The sequence below is a fragment of the Allocellulophaga tsushimaensis genome, from assembly GCF_055383085.1.
This window is the reverse complement of record NZ_AP039451.1, coordinates 3,753,471-3,774,880: the sequence shown is the minus strand read 5'-3', so window position 1 is coordinate 3,774,880 and position 21,410 is coordinate 3,753,471. Positions and strand designations below refer to the sequence as shown.

Here is a 21,410-nt window from a genome sequence, read left to right as displayed (position 1 = left end):
CTATATCCTTTTTTCCAAGAGACTTTCATACTTATTTTTTTATTTGATTTGTAGTACCAGTCTCTCTTTTCTCTAGAGACAACATATTTGCAAATAATTTATAAGCACCAGGAACTCCAACAGGTAACTCCCTAAAGAAACTAATGCCTGTATAGATGTAATTTCCTTTTCCATATGGGGCTACTAACAAACTCCCGTTTTTTAAAGTCTCTCCTTCGTCTTTCATAGCTAGTATAGGAGTAAATTCTTTAGACCATGCGGAAGGGAAATACAAACCTCTTTCCTGTACCCAGCCATCAAAATCTTTTGTAGTAATTTTATTGGGATAATTTACTAACGGATGTTTTTTTGCAATGATATTTACTTCAGAGTTTTCATCTGTGACCCTGTCTCTAGAAAGGGTTAAATCATATGGCGCAATATTTTCAAATTGCCTGGCCCATCTGCCAGCAGTATTGTACTGCACAATTAAATTACCACCTTCTTTTACATAGTTTAATAAAAAACGTTGTTTAAATTTCAGTTCTTTGACCACATTATAAGCTCTAATACCAACTACTATGGCATCAAATGCTTTTAATGAGCCTTCAGATATGGTGTTAACATCAATAGTATTTACGGTATATCCTATTTGTTCTAAACTTTCTGGAACAGCATCACCAGCACCAACAAGATATCCAATATATTGCCCTTTTTTCTTAATATTTAATCGTACTACTTTAGTTTCTGAAGGTAATAAAACCGATTGCTCTGGTATATGATCATAAGCAATAGTAATTAACTCTTTGGTAATTTCTTTCCCATTAATTTTTAGTATCGGAGAAATATAACTTTCATTTTCTTTCTCTGGAGGTGTTAAGGTAAATAGTATAGTTTGCTCATCACCTTTTTTTGCAATCTCAAATGGTTTTGTATCTGCATCTACTTTCCATTGTTTATCATAACAGAATTGAACTTCTCCTTTAGTATTGTCCTTATGTGCTTTTATAGTGATAGGCACCTGTTTTGGTTTTCCATCAGCGAATATAATGACCTTGTCTTTAAAACTAGCTGTAGCTTCTGGGAGTACTTCAAAGGGTTGATATAGTTCTCCTTTATCTGGTTTAGAGTAACGGTATACCACAGGTTTATTAATTGTAATTTCCTGTCCATCAAAATCTAAAATAAAATGTGCATTGAAAGCTCTTGGCGTTTCTGGATTGCCTATTAGTTCTTGGTTGGTAACCTTATAAGTGCCTAAAGTTCCTTTTTCATTTAACCAATACGGGCTAGTATGCTTCGTGTTTTTAGCAACATTTATATCAACATCAAATTTAAAATCCTCATTTTGTTTTAGTTTGATGTTTTTCTGAATTTGATCTGTAATAGTAATAGATTTTAAGGTAATTACAGCTGAACTTCTGTTAAGAACTTCAATACCAATTTTTATATTTTCTCCTGGGTTTGTAGATGCTGTTTTTGATGAAGCTTCTATATATAAACCAGAAACAGCAGTAATAATATTTAAGAGTTCTTGTGACTTTAAAGTTTTCCAATGCTTATCATCAACATTTTGTAATAAAGCATATGCTTTTACTAAATCAGGAAGATGTACTTCAGGTTTTTTAAAATTAAAGTTTTCTTCTACACGATATAAAATGTCACCTATAGCTTTACCACCTTTAATTCTAGACCAACTCGTGTCGATACCTTCAAAAAGATTATTTTTATTTTTAGGCAAATCCCCTTTTAATAACTCAACATATTCTGTTTGGCTACCTCTTGTACTTAATCTTCCAAAACCTTGACATAAATGCTGGCTACTTGCTAATGATGCAATTTCGTTATTAGAAACGCCTAGAGTAGGGTAGAAGACTCCTATATCTACATTTAAAAGATTTGTTTTATCTGCTTTCTCAAAGTTTTCTCTGCTACCATAAAACCACCAAGATGTATTAAAAAACAGACGCTTAGGCTGCCATAATTCCGTTTTTGATAATTGCTCTGGGTAGGCTTTAGCATCATTTACTAAATCAAAAGCTTCTACGCTTAGCATGGCCGATGATGTATGGTGTCCATGTGTTGTCCCCGGTGTTCTATGGTTAAACCTGTTAATAATTACATCTGGTTTAAAATTGCGTATTACCCAAACCACATCACTTAAAACCGCCTCTTTGTTCCAAATTTTTAGAGTTTCTTTTGGGTGTTTGGAAAATCCAAAATCATTAGCTCTAGTAAAAAACTGCTGTCCGCCATCTACACGACGTGCTGCTAAGAGTTCTTGCGTACGTAAAACGCCCAATAATTCTCTTAATTCGGAACCTATTAAATTCTGACCACCATCACCTCTTGTTAATGATAAATAAGCTGTTTTTGCTTTTACCTCATTCGATAAATAAGAAATGAGTCTTGTGTTTTCATCGTCTGGATGAGCTGCAATATATAAGGCTTTTCCTAAAAAATTTAACTTTTCTAAGGAATGATATATTTCAGCAGAAGTACTTTTTTTTGGAGCTTGAGAAAAAATAAAATTTGAATTCAGTATAAGTGCTACTGATAAAACCTTAATAAGGCGCATATGTTATGATTTAAGTTGGAGCCCAAATATAGAAAGATTATAGAGCGAGCAGACCATTTTTAAAGTTTCTTTAACATGCTAATTCTCTCCCTGTTGCTCAATAATGTCTTCGTATTTATCTATTAAAGTAACTGCTTTTTGTAACATTAAACTATTAGGATAGGTTATTAACTCCTTTTTGTTATTTCTAAGGTGTACATGGAAAGCTTTAATGTCTTCAATTAAAAACTCCTCATCATTGTCAAGAATATCTTTATCCATCACTTTTATTTTATCTCCAATTTTAAAAGGGAAAGAGAAAAAGAGTACTATACCTGCAGTAACATTACTTAAAATGGACCATTGCGCAAATAAAGCAATACCTAAAACGGCAAAGGCGGAAGAAAGTAAAACAGTTAAATCTTTAATTTCTATCTCCCAAATAATAGCAAAAGCTACCAATATCAGAAGAATACATAAAATAGTAATATACCTTATGATAAGGTTAGTTCTTGTAATTAAAAACTTTTTAAGCTTACCAATTCTGCGGATTGCTTTTCTGGTAATAAAATTTAAGACTAGTGTAATTACTAGTGCAATTGCAGAACTAATAAATTCCGATGAATACATTTCTAAAAAAGCATTCATATTATAAACCTAAAGAATCGCGTAAATACAAATCGCTATTATGATTTTTACCCCAATAGGGCGATTTTATTGTTTTTATTTTTTTCCCTGTAGAAGTTAATGTTTTTGCATTTACACCATAGCCATCTACAAATGACTCTGACCAACTTTCTATAGTATACGGAAAATCAGCTAAAAAAGTAATAGCAAGTGAGCGGTTTAACTTTGGGTACTCAATAGTATAAGTTTTTGTAGCATCTTTGTTTACCAGTATAGTGGCTTTTGCATCATATGCTTTTACTTCTTTATGTTTTAATCGCGCAAATTCAAAAGAAGGGACTATTTTTAAATTACCAACAGGTAAATCATTTGGGTTTATTCTTATTTTTTGCCAAATTTCATTTTCCAAAATATTTTTTTCTAGAGTAAAACTCTCATCACCTTCACTTTCAAAATAAGACCTTGATTCTATTTGAAACTGTTCTTTGTTATTTAATTGCGCATATACATGTCCGCACCATTCTTGAGCAGAAAAAGAAATTTTTAAAGCGTGTTGATTATCGTGAACAGGATAAAAAGCACTCGTCATTATAGAGTAGGGGTAAATGCCTGTGAGATATTTTTTGGTACTATTTAACTTTAAAACGGGAATATTGCTAGGATTATTTCTATCTGCTTTTACTTGTTTGTCTGCAACAAAAGGTTCTGTAACATAGACTAAAACACCAGTTCCTTCTCGCATTTCACCATAACGCGCTTGTTCTAATGTATAAGAGCTAATTTCTGCCTCTCCAGCATACCAATATTTTTTAAACTCTTCGGATATGGCTTTCTTTTCTTTTTTAGTTTCAATATTTTTTTCAGTATGTAATGCAATTGCTTCTTTACTACTAGAAACATTTTCTTTACAAGATATAAAGCATATCGAAAAAGTAAGTGTAAGGATAATAAAGTGAAGTTTGGAAGTTTTCATACATCGAAATTTTATACAAAAATATTTAAAAAGAACTAGTTAGCCATAGCTATTAACGTTTTGTATACTAAATGTGTTGGTAGTCCAACCACATTTGCATAAGAACCTTTTATTTCAGTAATTCCTATTAGGCCTATCCATTCCTGAATGCCATAAGCTCCAGCTTTATCAAAAGGTTTGTAATTGTGAATGTAAAACCAAATTTCATCGTCTGTTAATGCTTTAAATTTTACTTTGGTAGTATTATTTAGCGTTATTTGACTGGTTTTGGTGGTAAAACATACCGAAGTAATTACATCATGCCAATCATTGGATAATGTTTTTATCATTTGATAAGCTTCTTGTTCATTTACAGGTTTTTCTAATGATTTTTGTTGATGCCAAACAACAGTATCCGAAGTAATAACAATGTCGTTTGTGTTTAAAGTATTTACAAACTGACTTGCTTTTAATTCCGCTAGATAGTCAGAAATTTCAGAAGCTTGTAATTCACTGGGATATACTTCTTCTATAGTCTTTACAGAAATGCTAACGTTTAAAGCTAAATCTTCAAAAAATTGCTTTCTCCTAGGAGAACCCGAAGCTAATATAATATTGAATTTTTTCAATTTTTTATCCCACATAAAACTTAGGCATTTTTAGCATCAAAATTCCCATACCAATCTCCTCTAACTTTTAATACCTGCTCAATAACATCTCTAACACAACCAGAGCCACCATTTTTATGCGAAATGTATTTTGATACTGCTTTAACTTCTGGAACAGCGTCTTGTGGGCAAGTTGGTAGACCTACTATTTCCATTGCTGGAATATCAGGAATATCATCACCCATATATAGTGTATTTTCGGGTTTAAGTTGATACTTATTTAAGTATTCTTTAATGGGTTTAAGTTTTTGATGCGCCCCTAAATAAATATCTGTTACTCCTAAATTTGCCAAACGTTCCCGGACACCTTCATTTGTTCCTCCAGAGATAATGCAGACATGATATCCTTTGGTAAGCGCTGTTTTTAAAGCATATCCATCTTTCACATTCATTTTACGAAGCATATCACCTGTATCTGTAATGAGTAATGAGCCATCTGTAAATACACCGTCAACATCAAAAATAAAAGTGTTTATATTAGTGAGGTATTCTTTATAACTTTTCTCCATATTTCTCTTTAATTGATTGTGTTAGCAAAGTATATATTTCTTTATGTTTTTTATGTTTTAACTGCTTTAAATGTTTTTCTAAAGTATTGGTGTCGTTTCTTCTTGCTGGTCCAGTCTGTGCAGCATTAGGAGAAAGATCTTCAATTTTTTTTGCCGTCTCTAAAATAAGCGGTTTTAAAATAGTGAAGGGTAAATTGTTTTCCTGGCAAATAGTTTCTCCAATTTGATAGAGATGATTTGTAAAATTATTGACAAATACAGCAGCAAGATGTAACGGTTTCCGTTGTTCTGAAGAAATTTTATAAATATGGTCAGAAATTTCTAAACCAAGTTTTTCTAATAATTCTAGATCTTTTTCATTTTCCGCTTCAATGCAAATAGGTATGGTTTTAAAATTTACTTTTTTTCCTTCAGTAAAGGTTTGTAATGGGTAAAAAACACCTTTCCTTACGTTGGTATTTAAATCTGATATACCTACACTACCAGATGTATGCGCAATCAAACCTTTTTTAACACGAATAAATTGTGAAACTGTTGATATGGCATTATCACTTACAGCAATTATACTAATATCTGCAGTAGCAATGTTATTAAAATCGGTACTTGTTTCAGTGTAGCTTTTGAAATACTGAAGTGCGGTATCGTTTCTACCAACAACTTGCACTATTTTTATATTTTTTGCTTTTTTAAAAGCATTAAAAAAATGTTTTGCAACATTACCAGTACCTATAATCACAATAGAAATCATACTGTAAAAATACATATTTTGATAGCTAGTTTATAGCTCATTAAAATTTATTGTGAATAGGAAAGATGTATTGCTCGATCATTTAAATTATTTTGATTGAAAGACTTTTGCACAATTAATTATTTGTTTAGATAATATTAACAATTCTGTTTTACGTTTTCTACGCTAGAATCTTCTTCAAAATCATAAAAAGAGCGTAATTTTGCATACTGAAAACTAAAGGTCTATTCTTCATGACAGCACTGCTTAAAAAGTTCTTTTTTTCTACTCGATTAATGTCCGTTCTATTTATTGTTTTTGCTACAGCAATGGCCTTTGGCACTTTCTTTGAAACTTGGTATAGCACTGACACAGCTCGTATTTGGATTTATAATGCAACATGGTTTGAAGCGATCATGGTCTTTTTTGTAATTAATTTTGTGGGGAATATTTTTAGATATCGTTTATTACGATGGGAAAAGTGGCCTGTTTTATTGCTACATGCATCTTGGATATTAATTATTGTAGGTGCTTTTGTGACACGTTATATTAGCTATGAGGGTTTAATGCCTATACGTGAGGGGAATACAGAAAAAGTCTTTTTTTCTGATAAAACTTATTTAACGGCATATATTGATGGTGACATCAAAGGAGAAAAAATGCGTAAAACTCCTATTGAAATTCCAATAATTGCCACGCCGGAAGCGCAAAAATCTAAACTACCTTTAGAAAATGATTTTAACGGACAAGAATTTAATATTTCTTATGTTGGTTTTATAAAAGGTGTAAAAAAGGGATTTGTACCCAATGAAAATGGTACAGCATATTTGAAAATTGTAGAGGCTAGCGATGGAGAAAGACATGACCATTATTTAGAAAATGGTAAAGTTGACAGTTTTCATAATGTTTTATTTGCATTAAATAACCCTACAGAAGGGGCTATAAATATTTTCACTACAGATAGTGTCTATCAGATAAAAACTCCTTTTGAAGGAGACTTTATGCGAATGGCTGACCAATTTAGAGGCCAGGTTTATAAAGATAGTTTGCAAAAGTTACAATTAAGATCTTTATACAATACTGCTGGGATGCAATTTGTAATACCAGATTCAATTACTAAAGGCTCTTATGATATTGTTAAAGCTCCTAAAGTTGAAGTCAATGAGGCAACTCCTAATGCTATTATTGTTGAAATAGCCAGCAATGGAGAAAAAAAAGAATTGAAAATACTTGGAGGAATGGGCTCTTATGAACCATCTAAAAAAGTTACTGTGGCAGGTTTAGAGTTTTCATTTACTTATGCTTCTAAGGTATATGAATTACCTTTTGAGATAAAAGTGAATGATTTTATAGCCGAAAAACACCCAGGTACCTTAAATGCCTACAAATCTTTTATGAGTAAAGTAACTGTGAAAGATGAAAAACCATTTGATTATGATATTTTTATGAATAATGTCTTAGATCATAGAGGTTACCGTTTTTTTCAGGCACAATTTGATCCTGATGAAAAAGGAACTACCTTATCTGTAAATCATGATTTTTGGGGTACTTGGATTACTTATATAGGTTATTTTTTACTCTACATAGGCCTTATGGGTATTATGCTCTTTGGTAAGACTAGATTTAAAGATTTAGCGGCATCACTTAATAAAATAAACAAGAAAAAAGCCACGCTAAGTATTGTCCTGTTTTTTGGGTTAATTTTTACATCAAATGCTCAAACCAGTCTTCGTTCACAACCAAGTGAAGCACAAATAGATTCTATCTTAAAGACAACTATAGTATCTCTAGAACACGCAGAAAGTTTTGGTGAATTAGTAATACAAGATGAAGGGCTTATGAAGCCTATTAACACCTATTCTTCTCAGCTTCTGCGTAAAATTAGCTTAAAGGATAAATACAAGGGTTTAACATCAGATCAGGTATTTTTATCTATGATCATCAACCCTGGTTTGTGGTATAATATGCCATTTGTTGCTGTTGATAAAAAAGGAAAGAATGATAGTTTACGTAATGTAATAGGAATTCCAAAAGGGCAACTTTATGTTAAAGCTATAGATCTTTTTGATGATAAAGGCTATAAGTTAGAACCATTTTTAAGAGATGCTACAGCTACAAATAATCCTAATAAGTTTCAACAAGATTATAAAGATTTAAATGTACGTCTTGTTTTATTAGATCAAGCTTTACAAGGAGGGGCTATTAAAATTTTTCCACTTCTTGATGATGAAAATAACAAATGGATTTCTACTTTAGAATATAGAGGAGGGCAGTACCAAGTAAGAGATTCATCTTATGCAAGCTTTATTAAAAACTCACTAACTTATTATGGAATAAAATTAAAAGAGGCAATAGCTAAAAAAGATTATACTGAAGCGGATGAATTCCTCAAAGCTTTTAAGAAAAATCAGAAAAATCATGGTAGTGAAGTTTTGCCTTCCGATGAGAAAATAGAAATAGAAATTATTTATAATAATTTAAATATTTTTAATTGGATTTGGCAAATATACTTTTTAATAGGCTTATTGCTCTTTTTTGTACTGATTTTCCAAATTTTAAAAGACAGATCTATTTGGCGAGTGGCTTCTTATTTTTTTAGAGGAACTATTATTATTTTATTTTTATGGCATACTGCAGGTCTCATTTTACGTTGGTATATATCTGGTCATGCCCCTTGGAGTGATGCTTATGAAAGTATTGTATACCTTTCATGGGGTGTTATGGCAATAGGTTTGGCTTTGGGGAGGAAAAGTAAAATTACATTATCTGCTGCAACTATTGGTGCTTCTATGTTTTTAATGATTGCAAATTGGAATTGGGTAGATCCTTCTATTGCAAACTTACAGCCAGTTTTAGATAGTTATTGGCTTATGATTCACGTTGCTGTAATTGTTGGGAGTTACGCCCCTTTAACTATTGGAGCTATAATAGGGATAATGAGTTTAATCTTAATCATATGTACTACATCTAAAAATAAAAAGAGAATAGAAATCAATTTAAAAGAGTTAACCATTATTAATGAAATTTCTCTTACCATTGGTTTAGTAATGTTAACTATTGGTAACTTTTTAGGAGGGCAATGGGCTAACGAAAGTTGGGGTAGATACTGGGGTTGGGACCCTAAAGAAACTTGGGCTTTAATTTCTATTATGGTATATGCCTTTGTAATCCATATGCGTTTAGTACCAGGAATGCGTAGCAAATGGTTATTTAATTTTATGAGTATTGCCGCTTTCGGTAGTATTATGATGACGTATTTAGGTGTTAACTATTACTTGGTTGGTTTACATAGCTATGGACAGAGTGGTTCGGCTGCTATAACACCAGATTATGTTTGGTATATAGTTGAAGGTGTTTTAATATTTGGAGGGATTAGTTTATGGAGATATCAAGTAAATTATGCTAAAAAATAAATTTAAAGATTAGGTAATTTAATTTATAGTTTCAATCCAAAAAACTAAGGCTTGTATTTGAATAAAAAATAGAATAAGAAAAATGAATATATTTAAAGTATTGATAGCTAACCAATATTAATTAAGCAGTTTTATGAGATAAATTTTCATTTTTTTGGAGTTTAAAATGGAAAGAACTCCCCATATTTAAAGTACTTTCTACCCAAATTTCTCCTTGATTTTTATCAATCATTTCTTTACACAAGGGTAAGCCTAAACCTGTACCTTTTTCGTTTGCTGTTCCATAACGGCTAATAACTTTTTTATTTTTATTAAAAATAGTGCTTAGAGTATCTTGGCTAATGCCTAAGCCATTATCTTTAATAATTATTTCCCAATAATAATCGCTTTCTATGGCATTAATAACTATTTTACCATTTTTATTAGTGAATTTTATGGCATTACTAAGTAAATTCCTAATTACTACATCAATTTGGTTTCTATCTGCCCATACTCTAGTTCCGTGAGCAACATCAGAATTCACTTTTATTCCTTTACTTTTAGCAACTTCAGCTAGTAAAGCCATATTTTGTGTCGTTAATTTATTAATATCTACATATGATTTTTTAATAATATCTTCATCTATTTGCGATTTTCCCCAAGAAAGTAAATTATTAAGTGTAAATAAAATTGCATCAACATCTCCTTTTAGTCTAGGGGCTAAATCTAAAAAATCAGACGGACTTATTTCTTTGTTTTTCACAAGCGATAGTAAACCTTGTAAACCAGCTAAAGGATTCCTTAAGTCGTGCCCAATAATAGAGAAAATACGATCTTTAGTTTCATTAAGGTCATTAAGTTTCTGTTCTCTTTTTTCTAAAATTTTAGTTTTTATTTTTAACTTGTGTACTAATTCTTTTCTTTTTTTAGATTGTTGTTTAGCAGAATAGGTAATTAAACTTAAAATTAATAATACACCTAAAGCTATATAGATGTAGTTTCTCTGTTTAGCCAGTTTTTTCTGATTGACAAGTTGTGCTTCTTTTTTTTCTTTTTCATAATGCGTTTTAGCTTTTAAAATTTCTAATCCATTTAAATTTTCTTTTCTAGAAATAGAATCAGATAATTTTTTAAAAATAATATGATATTCTAAAGCAGAATCGATTACGTTTTTTTCTTTAAATATTTTGTAATATAATTCGTAAGTGTCTCTCTTAGCTTCTATACCAGCAGTTTTCTCCATTGCATTTTTCGCGTATCGTAAAGCTTTATTATGATTGTCTAATAGAAGATGTGCCTTAGCTATATTATTATAAAGATTAGATTCTTCTTTTGTATCATCTAGATTTTTATGTATTAACTCGCATTCATTAAACCAGTGCAAGGCTAGTTTTGGTTTGTTTTGGTCTAAGTAAATAAGGCCTTTAATACGGTAAGCATATGCAAGCCAATCTATACTATTAACTCTATCGATATGTTTTATAGCATAATTAATATTTTCAAAAGCTCTATCATAATCTTTTACTACTAAATTAGTATACGCTATATTAGCTTTTGTAACAGCTATATCAATATCAATTTGATCTTTATACAATTCATAAAGTTCTTCTATTTCGTTAAAAATTTCTAAACCTTGCTTGTATTGACGTTGACTATTATAAAGCGATGCAATATTTTCTTTGGTAATAATAATAAGTGATATAGAATCTTTATGTTTTTTGGCTAATTCAACACCTTTTAAATACATTTCTAATGCTGTTGCATTATTTCCAATATCTACATTGATGAAAGCAATCTCAGTTAATATCCTGTATTGCTGTGATATATCTCCAGATTCTTCCGCAATACTTTTTGCTTGTGTAAATAGTTCAAGCGCTTTTTTATGATCCTTTTTTCTGGCGTAGTATGTCCCTATTCCTAATAAACCATTAGATTCTCCAATTTTATCATTTACATCTTTACTGTAATTTAATAACTTTTCTGAATAGAATTTTAAACTATCAGTTTCCACAAACTTATATGCTTCTGAGATTGCTATCAATAAATCAATATAATCTTCATTTTTAGAAGAAAAATCTATAGTATTTTTATATTTGTGTAATTCAGTTTTTAGGCTATCTAAAATACTATTATCCTGTGCTTGTCCAACATAAAATTGTCCAAGCATCAAAAAAACAAATAAAAAACTCTTCTTAATGTTATTAATAAAAAACAACTTTTTAAATTTTAACATTTAGTTCATAAATTTAGGGGAATATAAATTTAAATAGCTTTTGAACATAATTTTTGTTGTGAATATGCTTTTAAAGGTGTTAAATGTTTAAGAATTGATGTTTTTAAAGTAAAAGCATAGACTATTTATGAAATCAAAATATGGACTTTTCTTTAGTTGTTTTGGCTTGTTCTATAGCCTAATTTCATTATTATAATTTTATTTCATAGCAATAGCTATTCTATTTGTTTATTTTTAATTCTAATTTTGTAAAAAATCATTTAAATATGAAAAAAGATAAAATAGGATTAAATACTATTTGCACCCATACTGGAGAATTAGAAGACAAGGAATTTAAAGGTGCGGTTTCGCCACTTTACATGAGTACGGCATATGCTTTTGATGATATTGATGTAAAGCGTTATCCAAGATATTTTAATACCCCTAATCAAGTTGCTCTTTCTAAAAAAATAGCTGCTTTAGAACATGCAGAAGCTGCTATGATATTTGGTAGTGGTATGGCAGCAGTAAGTACTGCATTAATGGCTTTTTTAAAAGCTGGAGATCATATCGTATTACAAAAAACATTATATGGTGGAACCTATAATTTAGTAACAGAAGAATTTAAAAAATTTGGAATTTCTTATTCCTTTACCCAAGGTTTAAGTGCTGATGATTTTGAAACAGAAATTAAAGCAAATACCAAAGTTATTTATATAGAAACGCCTTCAAATCCATTATTAACCATAACAGATTTGACTGCTATAGCTAAAGTTACTAAAAAGCATAATCTTGTTTCTATGATTGATAATACCTTTGCTAGCCCAGTAAACCAAAACCCTATAGATTTTGGGATAGATATTGTAATACATAGTGCCACAAAGTATATGGGGGGGCATTCTGATATTTGTGCAGGTGCAGTAGCTTCTTCTACAGAAAATATGGAACACATTTTTCAATTGGCTAAAAATTTTGGAGGCAGTTTAAGTGATTATACGGTTTGGTTGTTGGAACGTAGTATAAAAACAATGGGAATACGTGTAAAAGCTCAGAACAATAATGCACAAAAGATGGCAGAATATTTAGAAAAACATTCAGCCATTAAAAAAGTATATTACCCTGGTTTACCGAGTCATCCAGATCATGAATTAGCAAAAAACCAAATGAACGGATTTGGAGGGATGTTGTCTTTTGAATTAATTTCAGAAGTGGATGCTGCAATTTTTCAAAAAGAATTAAAATTAATTAAATCCGTGATGAGTTTAGCAGGAGTAGAGAGTACTATATTATCGCCAACTAAAACTTCTCACTCGCTATTGAGTCCAGAAGAAAGGAAAAATCAGGGGATAGAAGACGGGCTAATTCGTTTTTCTCTTGGAATAGAAGAAATAGAAGATTTAATAAATGATATAGAGCAAGCTATACAAAGCGTAAGGAAAGTAGCAACACTAACGACATAAAACGAATTAAAAGATAAGTTAACGATACACAAAGTAATGAAATTAGACATATTAGTATTTGGAGCGCATCCAGATGATCAGGAGTTAGGAGCAGGAGCCACAATTGCTAAAGAAATTGCTAAGGGTAAAAAAGTTGGAATTATTGATTTAACCAGAGGAGAATTAGGAACTAGAGGCTCTGCAACAATCAGAGATGCTGAAAGAACAAAAGCAGCAGCGATACTAGGCGTTAGTGTTAGAGAAAATTTAAATTTTGCAGATGGTTTTTTTATTAATGATAAAGCCCATCAGTTAGAAATTATAAAAATAATTCGTAAGTATCAGCCCGATATAGTACTTTGTAATGCCATTAGAGATAGACATATAGATCATGGAAAAGGCAGTAGTTTGGTTTCTGATGCTTGTTTTTTAAGTGGATTGGTTAAAATTGAAACGAAATCAGATAATGATAGACTACAAAAGCAATGGCGACCTAAAGCAGTGTATCATTACATACAATGGCAAAATATAGAACCAGATTTTGTTGTAGATGTTTCTGGGTTTATGGACAAAAAAGTAGAGGCTGTATTGGCCTATAAATCTCAATTTTTTCAGTCAGGTTCTAATGAACCAGAAACTCCCATAAGTAACAAGAATTTTATAGATAGTATACTTTTTAGAGCTTCAGATATGGGGAGGTTAGTAGGAGTGGAGCATGCAGAGGGCTTTACTGTAGAAAGATATTTAGCGGTAGATACGTTAAGTAATCTTATTTAATAACATTATTTTTTCGTTGGTATTTGTAATAAAGTATATTTAGTTAAACTAATGTAGTTTAGATCATTATAAATAATATTTAAATTAAATATTATTTTATTTTGAAGATAAAACTTAAAAAAGTAACTTTGCAGCCGCTTACAAATGGTGGTTGTAGCTCAGCTGGTTAGAGCGCTGGTTTGTGGTACCAGAAGTCGCCGGTTCGAACCCGGTCTTCCACCCTTTTTATTCAAAAACCTATCTTAATAATTTAAGATAGGTTTTTTTTATTGGAATTCTTAAACACTTCTAATTTTAGATTAATTATTCACCTGCCTTATCAACAACTAATCTTTCTTTGCGATTTGCAATTTCCCAGGCAGTATGGAAAACAAGTCTACTTCTATTTTCTAAAAGGTCGTAATTAATTTTATCAGGGGTATCAGTTGGCCTATGATAATCGTCATGTGTGCCATTAAAATAAAAAATAATTGGAATGTTATTTTTTGCAAAATTATAATGATCACTTCTATAATAGAATCGATTAGGGTCATTTTTGTCATTATAGGTATAATCTAATTCTATATTCATATATTTTTCATTTACTTTTTCTGATAAATTATGGAGTTCTGTACTTAATTTATCTGAGCCTATAAGGTATATATAATTTCTATCTCCACTTCTTTTAGGATCAATTCTTCCTATCATGTCTATATTTAGGTTTGCTACAGTCTGTTTTAATGGAAAAATTGGATCAATATCAGAATAATATTGTGAGCCTAGCAAGCCTTTCTCTTCACCTGTTACATGTAAAAACACAATTGATCTCTTAGGTCTGTAACCATCATCTGCTGCTTTTTTAAATGCTTCAGCAATTTCTATAAGAGAAACCGTACCAGAACCATCATCATCGGCGCCATTATTTATTTCTCCATTTTTAGTTATTCCAATATGGTCTAAATGAGAAGAAATTATTAAATATTCGTTCGGTTTTTCTGAACCTCTTAAAATTGCAGCTACATTTTCTGATTCTACTATTTCATTAGAACTTTCTATTTCTAATTGGAGGTTTGTTTTAAGGATTTTGGGAGTATCTTCTGTAGCAATTTGCGGTAAAATTGTAGTTGCTAAATCTTCATTAATAAAAAAGCTATAAAAAACTTGATTGGTTTTAGTTTTTAAACGCATTCGCCCACTGTTATTTGCCTTCATAAAATCATACCTAGCTTTAAAGCGAGAAAAATTATTAGGATCAAAATAAAAAATGCCTTTAGCGCCTTTACTTTTTGCTAAATCCATTCTTTTACCAACAGACTCAGACATATTACTCCAAACAGATGGTGTCTTTGTCCCAGAAATCACATAACTCCCATCAGAATTTTTAGGTTCTCCAGATTTCACTAAAACGATCTTCCCTTCAACATTAATATTTTTATAATCTGAATAATTATCTTCTTCAATTCCAAAACCTACGTAAACAATTTCATTAAAGTTACCTTCGGCAGTAGAAAAAGTAAGAATTTCTCCTCCATTATAATATGATTGATTATTAATTTTAATAAGACCTTTAGGTAGCTTACTTACTTCTAAAGGAACTTTTTGAAAATAATCACCATTGGTTTGAGCTGCTGGAATTCCAATTTTTTTATATTGATCTGCAATATAGGCTACAGCTTTTTTTTGACCAGGTTGTCCAGTTTCTCTCCCTTCAAATTCATCTGATGCATATATATATAAATGTTCTTTTAGTTCAATGTCCTTAATAGATGTTGCATATAAAACTGATTTTTTTGAAGAATTGCATGAGGTTATTTGTGCTAGGACTAATAGGGTGATTAACTTTTTCATTTTTAGGGAGTATACTTATTAAATTTTGTGTAATCAAAAATAGCGAAAACTTAATTTCTTTACTCATTTTACAAGAATTATATGGTTGCTAAAAATATTTGTGTTTATATAATTAGGAGATTTAAGTTGTTTATTTAATTTTGTTTCTTTAGATTTAATTTTTTAGAAAAACAAATAAAAATAATATGGATATTTTAGAAGAAGCAACTGCTTTTTTAAATGCCAAAATGAGTAATATGTCTACAAGTGATAGGGTAGAAGCTTCTAGAGAGGCAAAACGACTTATTTTAGCAATTAATGAAATTTATAAAGAGAGTAAAGATCCAGCTTTAATGGACGAAATGAAACGCTTGACTGAGAAAAAAAAGAAAATAGATAAACGCCTCAATGGTAGACCTGATGATTCTTTTTAAAAAAGACCCCTCAATATAAATAACAAAACCCCTTAAGATATCTTAAGGGGTTTTGTTATTTATATATTAAAAAATGCGCTTATTTCTTTTGCATTAAATATTCACTGATGTGATTTACAGTCATGAAATTTTCAATAGTCATATCTTCTGGTGGGACTTGAATATTAAATTCAGTTTCTAGGAAAAGTACTAATTTCATCATTCCCAAAGAATCAATTAAACCACTGCCTAATAGGTCATCATGGATATCTAATTCATCTTCTAAATCATCATTAGAGAGCTCTTTTGTTATATAATTGATTATAGTATTATTCATTATGTATTATAATTTTATAAATTCTTTTTCTATTTGTTTTCGATCTATTTTTCCAGAACTGGTTCTTGGGAATTCTTGTTGTATCTTAATAACAGCAGGAATGGCATAGACTGGTAAATGTTTTTTACAAAAAGAGGTAATATCTTTAATGTCTAAACTAGATTTTTTGGATAATATTACTGATGCAACTAATTTCTTTTCATTTTCATCTTCTATAACGATCACAGCAGCTTCTTTTATTTCATTATTTTTTAATAATGTATTTTCTATCTCATCTTTTTCAATTCTAAACCCTCTTATTTTTACTTGGTTATCAATTCGTCCTAAAAATAATAACTCTCCTTTTTCATTATATTTTACAAGATCTCCAGTTCTATAATAAACATTTTCTACACCAGGAACTATAGTTTCTTTGTATAATGATTTAGTGGTAAGCGCTTTATTGTTCCAATAACCTTTCATCATGGTTGCTGATCTAATTACTAAAAGACCTGTTTCTCCATAAGAAACTTCATTATCCTCAGTATCTAAAATTTTATATTCTGTATTTTTCCAAACATGTCCTATAGGTATGGGTTCATCTGAAATGGGAGGTGTATTTAAATTATAATAAGTGCATTGATTTACTTCTGTTGGACCATATATATTGCTGTATTTTTTTTGAGGCCATATTTTCATTAATGCTTTTAAGTGTTTGGTAGGAAATACTTCTCCTGCAAAAAGAACCCATCGTAAATGACTCATATCCTTTTTTTCTATAGATCCATTCAATAAAATCTGAATTAAAGCGAGGGGAACAGAATACCAAACAGAAATTTTTTCTTTTTCAATTAATTCTGCTAAACTGGCGGGCATTTTGGTGTGAGCATCAGAAACGATAACTGTGGTAGCAGAAACTAATGGTCCTGCAAAATAACCGAAAGTAGAAACATCAAAATGTAACGGTGCATGATTGCCTAAAATATCTTTTTCATGTAGTTCATATAAATCGGCAGATAACTTGGCATAGCTTAATGCACTATAATGTGTATGCATTATTCCCTTTGGGGTTCCAGTACTTCCAGAAGTGTATAATATGTATGCTAAATCTTGTTCTAAAACAGTTACAGGAACATATTTTTCTAATGAAATAGAAAATATAAAATCCCAAGAAAAAGATGAAATGGCATCTAACTCAGAAACACCTATTACGGAATCTAAATTAACTCCTTTTGTAGTTAATTTTATTATTTTTTTAGATTGATTTTTTGTGCTTATAATATGTTTTATTCCGCAATCTTCTATTAAAAAAGCAATGCGTTCTGTTGGAGCAAATGAATCTAGTGGTACATAAACCCCACCAGCTTTTAAAATTCCATAAACAGCAATTGTTGTTTCTAAACAACGATTCATATATATGCCAACCCGATCTCCTTTTTTTATTCCAGAATTTACTAAATGCAGTGCTAACTGGTTCGCTTTAGTATCTAAATCTGTGTAATTAATAGATTGATTTAAAAACCGAAACGCATCTTTAAAAGGAAATTTTTTGGCTCCTTTTTCTATAGTATGTGATAAAGTGTGAATCATTTTAATTTAAAGGCCAAGAAATTTACAAATAATATTTCGCTGTATATCAGAGGTTCCGGCATAAATAACACCACCAACGGCATCTCTAAGGTTACGTTCTATTTCGTTATGAGATAAATAGCCACTACCACCATGATTGCGTATTGCATCTAAACTAGAATCTATAAAACTTTCACTTAATTGCAATTTTAAGAGTGCGGCTTCTAACATAGCCTGTTTACCTTGACTTTTTAACCAGGCTACCTTGTATAATAATAGCCTAGAAGTTTCTAATCTTAGTTTCATATTTGCTATTCTATTAGATACAGATTGAAATTCGCCGATAGCTTGTTTAAATTGCTTCCTGTTTTTAACAAAATCAATAGAGATTTCTAGTTGCCTTTCCATAGCTCCTAATTGGCTCGCAAGAATACTACATCTGTCATATTCTAAAGAATGATTAGTAATGCTCCAACCGGCACCTTCTTTTCCCAATCTATTTTCTTCAGGAATAAAACAATCTTTAAATGTTAAATCTCCAATAGGGACTGTTCGTAATCCCATTTTTTCTTTGTTTTCACTAATGGTAAAACCTTTAGTTCCTGTTTTAACAAGAAAAGCAGTAACCCCCCATTTTCCTAATTTTGGATTAATATTCGCAAATACTAATACTACATCAGCCACAGGTGCTAGCGTTATAAGGCATTTACTACCATTTAAAATGTATCCACCCTCAACTTTTTTTGCAATAGTTTGCATACTAAAAACATCGGACCCTGCGTTTGGTTCAGTTAATGCATGAGAACCAATCCATTTCCCAGAGGCTAGTGACGTCAAATACTCTTTTTTTTGAGCATCCGTACCAAAATGCGCTATTGGCATCTGAACAGTCCACATTTGAGCATTTAAAGCAAAAGGTAATCCGTTGTCCTTATAGGCATAGCCCAAACCTTCCATAGCCAGAGTTGCACCTAAAATATCTACATCGCTATTGTATTTATTATATTCTTTTGGAACTGATAAACCTTGGATTCCAAAATCAGCACATTTTTGCCAGTCCTCTCTGGAGAAAGCACAATTTTTATCTTGTTCAACAAAAGAAGAGTTAAGTTCTTTTTTTGCAAACTCAATAACTTTATTTTTATATGCTAGTTGTTCTTCAGTCCAGGAAAAATTCAAAATAATATGTTTTTAAATTGATATTGCATTATTTATTTAGTGTATAATTAGAATTAAACTTTCATTTAGTTTTATTTTTTAGCTTAAAAGCAAAATTCTAGGATATACGGTATTTCGCTGTAAATATATTTCGTACAAAGTATTTTGTTGCTAAAAATATAGATAAGCATGAATTATTAGCTTTAAAAGTGATTTTTTTTGACCTTAAAAAAAGTAAGTGAATTGCTAATAACCCTTATGAATAAAGCATTCAATTAGTTTTGTTTTTAGTTTTTATGTTTGTTTTATTATGTAAGCGTATAAGTTAAACGTTTTTGTTAAAATTAACATGAAGTATTCAATAACTATTTGTTTTTACGCTGTTTTTACCTAGTAAAAAAATATTTTTGTTTAATTTTGATTAGCTTAAAAACTAAAAATTTGTATTCCTTTTCAAGGGTGAAAATTCACTTTTACAAATGTTTTTAATGCAATATCAATAGTTGAATAATACATTTGCTTCAAAAAAAGAATGGTATTAAGAAGAAATCAAAAAAATAAGTTTTGGCTTCTTAAAATTAATAAAGTAAACTTATAAACGATTCAATTTTTATGCTACTTAAGAAGCATAATAAAAGTAATATACGAATGAATAGATTTTTAAAAATAATTCCAAATGTTCTTAATGGCTGGATGATTGATTTTGATTCGATGATTGATTTTGATTCAGAGAAACATTTATTGGAGGCTAATAGTAATTTGTTAAATTCTTTGACGTCTTATCTAAAATATATGGTAAATAGCAATTTTGTTAAAAGTGATGCAGAAGGGAATAGTACAAATACATTAATAGTTAAAACTTCTCATATATTTTTAAATATAAATATTTAATCTTCTGAACATACTACCGCTGTAATTATTTAAAATACACTTAATGCTTCAGAAAAGTGTTTTTCTTAACTAGATATGAATATAGTAACAATACCACACTTTTAGAGTTTAATAAAACATATATTTTCTAAATAATCAAAAACCACAAAAAAAACGAAATGAAAAAAATATTATTTAAGTTATTCTTTACACTATCATTACTCTTTTCAATAGCTGTATCAGCGCATAGTGTTAGTGGGAGTTATATATTTTTAAAAATATATGAAACTTCTGGGATTGATGGACGTTTTGAGCTTAACGTGAACGACATTAACAAAGTATTTAATCTTAATTTACCTAAGAATGCAACTGTAGAAGATATTAAACCTCATGTAGAAAGAATAAGAGCTTATCTTTTAGAGCATAGTAATTTTAATTCCAGTCTTGGAGAACATAAAGTTCTTTTTGATGATTTAGATGTTTTACCTGTTGGTTATGGTAATTATATGCAGTTTAACTTTCATTTAAGTAATCTAGATAGTTTGCCAGATGAGCTTGATGTTTTTTATAATGGAGTTTTTGAAGTTGATGATAGACATAGAGGATTTTTAGTTGTTGAACATAATTGGAAGGCAGGAGTTGTTAATAATGAATCTGTTATTTCCTTATATTTTACTCCCGATGACACCAAAGACACACTTCCTTTAAATGAATCTTCTGCTTGGAAAGGCTTCGTAGCAATGATAAAGCAAGGGATATGGCATATATGGATAGGCTTAGACCACATTTTATTTTTAGTGGCATTAATTTTACCGTCTGTTGTTCGCAGAAAAAGAGATAATGAAGGAAGTACAGCGGTAGAAACCATACCAACTTCATTTAACTTTTTTGGATGGGAACCCGTTTTAAAATTTAAACCTGCATTTATTTATATTGTAAAAATTGTTACTTTTTTTACAATAGCACATACTATTACTTTAACATTAGCCTCTTTAGAGCTTGTTAGCTTACCCTCAAGAATTGTAGAATCTATTATTGCACTCTCTATAGGGCTAGCCGCATTTCATAATATTAAACCTATTTTTAAAAGTAAAGATTGGCTCATAGCTTTTATATTTGGTCTTTTTCATGGATTTGGATTTGCAAGTGTTCTTAGTGATTTAGGCTTAACAAGCGAATATTTAACACTATCCTTATTAGGATTTAATATAGGGGTAGAAATAGGTCAGTTTTTAATAATTGCAGGAATATTCCCAATACTATTCTTTTTAAGAAGGACTAGAATATATCCAAAATTATTATTCTATGGATCAATTTTTTTAATCATAATATCGCTTTATTGGATCGTAGAAAGAGTATTTGATATTAATTTGGGAGTACAAGAATACATTGTATGGAAATTATACGAATTATCTGTTTACTTAGGTTTAAAATAAATT

17 protein-coding genes and 1 tRNA gene are annotated in these 21,410 nt (G+C 30.2%); 7 read left to right on the top strand and 11 right to left on the bottom strand.

Annotated features, from left to right (window positions below; translation table 11 throughout):
• Positions 1 to 31: 31 nt before the first annotated feature.
• From ACZ451_RS16170 to ACZ451_RS16145, 6 genes are all read right to left on the bottom strand, one after another.
• Positions 32 to 2,557 carry a PIG-L family deacetylase gene (locus tag ACZ451_RS16170; RefSeq protein WP_464214274.1) on the bottom strand — a complete coding sequence of 842 codons (2,526 nt, stop codon included), beginning with the start codon at positions 2,555 to 2,557 and terminating at the stop codon, positions 32 to 34.
• Between the two features lie 78 nt (positions 2,558 to 2,635).
• Positions 2,636 to 3,184, bottom strand: coding sequence for a mechanosensitive ion channel domain-containing protein (locus ACZ451_RS16165; protein ID WP_464214272.1), 549 nt, complete (start codon positions 3,182 to 3,184; stop codon positions 2,636 to 2,638).
• A gap of 1 nt (position 3,185) precedes the next feature.
• Positions 3,186 to 4,136, bottom strand: a complete 951-nt coding sequence (locus ACZ451_RS16160) for a septum formation inhibitor Maf (RefSeq protein ID WP_464214270.1) — start codon at positions 4,134 to 4,136, stop codon at positions 3,186 to 3,188.
• Between the two features lie 35 nt (positions 4,137 to 4,171).
• Entirely contained in the window at positions 4,172 to 4,759 is a 588-nt protein-coding gene (locus ACZ451_RS16155; protein WP_464214268.1) for a Maf family nucleotide pyrophosphatase, read from the bottom strand.
• Positions 4,760 to 4,764: 5 nt separating this feature from the next.
• On the bottom strand, positions 4,765 to 5,292 hold the full coding sequence (locus tag ACZ451_RS16150) for a KdsC family phosphatase (RefSeq protein ID WP_464214266.1): 528 nt from the start codon (positions 5,290 to 5,292) through the stop codon (positions 4,765 to 4,767).
• Positions 5,276 to 6,055, bottom strand: coding sequence for a Rossmann-like and DUF2520 domain-containing protein (locus ACZ451_RS16145; RefSeq protein ID WP_464214264.1), 780 nt, complete (start codon positions 6,053 to 6,055; stop codon positions 5,276 to 5,278). The genes ACZ451_RS16150 and ACZ451_RS16145 overlap by 17 nt, the downstream gene beginning before the upstream one ends.
• A gap of 218 nt (positions 6,056 to 6,273) precedes the next feature.
• On the opposite strand from ACZ451_RS16145, the gene ACZ451_RS16140 reads away from it, so the two are divergent.
• On the top strand, positions 6,274 to 9,432 hold the full coding sequence (locus tag ACZ451_RS16140; protein ID WP_464214262.1) for a cytochrome c biogenesis protein: 3,159 nt from the start codon (positions 6,274 to 6,276) through the stop codon (positions 9,430 to 9,432).
• A 121-nt stretch (positions 9,433 to 9,553) separates the two neighbouring features.
• Here the strand turns inward: ACZ451_RS16140 and ACZ451_RS16135 are convergent, their stop codons facing one another.
• A complete protein-coding gene (locus ACZ451_RS16135) occupies positions 9,554 to 11,578 on the bottom strand; it encodes a tetratricopeptide repeat-containing sensor histidine kinase (protein WP_464214260.1) in 2,025 nt (674 codons plus the stop codon).
• A gap of 332 nt (positions 11,579 to 11,910) precedes the next feature.
• Between ACZ451_RS16135 and ACZ451_RS16130 the strand changes: the two genes are divergently transcribed.
• From ACZ451_RS16130 to ACZ451_RS16120, 3 genes are all read left to right on the top strand, one after another.
• On the top strand, positions 11,911 to 13,083 hold the full coding sequence (locus ACZ451_RS16130) for a trans-sulfuration enzyme family protein (protein ID WP_464214258.1): 1,173 nt from the start codon (positions 11,911 to 11,913) through the stop codon (positions 13,081 to 13,083).
• A gap of 36 nt (positions 13,084 to 13,119) precedes the next feature.
• Complete coding sequence (gene bshB1 / locus ACZ451_RS16125; RefSeq protein WP_464214256.1) at positions 13,120 to 13,839, top strand: bacillithiol biosynthesis deacetylase BshB1; 720 nt, start codon at positions 13,120 to 13,122, stop codon at positions 13,837 to 13,839.
• Between the two features lie 146 nt (positions 13,840 to 13,985).
• Positions 13,986 to 14,061: transfer RNA gene (locus ACZ451_RS16120), tRNA-His, on the top strand.
• 81 nt (positions 14,062 to 14,142) lie between these two features.
• Here ACZ451_RS16120 and ACZ451_RS16115 read toward each other — a convergent pair.
• Entirely contained in the window at positions 14,143 to 15,666 is a 1,524-nt protein-coding gene (locus ACZ451_RS16115; RefSeq protein ID WP_464214255.1) for a M28 family peptidase, read from the bottom strand.
• Positions 15,667 to 15,851: 185 nt separating this feature from the next.
• On the opposite strand from ACZ451_RS16115, the gene ACZ451_RS16110 reads away from it, so the two are divergent.
• Positions 15,852 to 16,079 (top strand): hypothetical protein, encoded by a 228-nt coding sequence (locus tag ACZ451_RS16110; protein ID WP_464214253.1) that lies wholly within the window; start codon positions 15,852 to 15,854, stop codon positions 16,077 to 16,079.
• A gap of 79 nt (positions 16,080 to 16,158) precedes the next feature.
• Here ACZ451_RS16110 and ACZ451_RS16105 read toward each other — a convergent pair whose 3' ends face one another.
• The 3 genes from ACZ451_RS16105 to ACZ451_RS16095 are packed head-to-tail and all read right to left on the bottom strand — an operon-like array spanning position 16,159 to position 19,122.
• Positions 16,159 to 16,395 carry an acyl carrier protein gene (locus tag ACZ451_RS16105; protein WP_464214251.1) on the bottom strand — a complete coding sequence of 79 codons (237 nt, stop codon included), beginning with the start codon at positions 16,393 to 16,395 and terminating at the stop codon, positions 16,159 to 16,161.
• 6 nt (positions 16,396 to 16,401) lie between these two features.
• Complete coding sequence (locus tag ACZ451_RS16100) at positions 16,402 to 17,964, bottom strand: amino acid adenylation domain-containing protein (protein WP_464214249.1); 1,563 nt, start codon at positions 17,962 to 17,964, stop codon at positions 16,402 to 16,404.
• A 6-nt stretch (positions 17,965 to 17,970) separates the two neighbouring features.
• On the bottom strand, positions 17,971 to 19,122 hold the full coding sequence (locus ACZ451_RS16095; protein ID WP_464214247.1) for an acyl-CoA dehydrogenase family protein: 1,152 nt from the start codon (positions 19,120 to 19,122) through the stop codon (positions 17,971 to 17,973).
• A gap of 627 nt (positions 19,123 to 19,749) precedes the next feature.
• Between ACZ451_RS16095 and ACZ451_RS16090 the strand changes: the two genes are divergently transcribed.
• Both ACZ451_RS16090 and ACZ451_RS16085 read left to right on the top strand, forming a co-directional pair.
• Positions 19,750 to 19,992: a hypothetical protein gene (locus ACZ451_RS16090; protein ID WP_464214245.1), complete on the top strand. Its 243-nt coding sequence runs from the start codon at positions 19,750 to 19,752 to the stop codon at positions 19,990 to 19,992.
• Between the two features lie 158 nt (positions 19,993 to 20,150).
• A complete protein-coding gene (locus ACZ451_RS16085; protein WP_464214243.1) occupies positions 20,151 to 21,407 on the top strand; it encodes a HupE/UreJ family protein in 1,257 nt (418 codons plus the stop codon).
• Positions 21,408 to 21,410 lie beyond the last annotated feature (3 nt).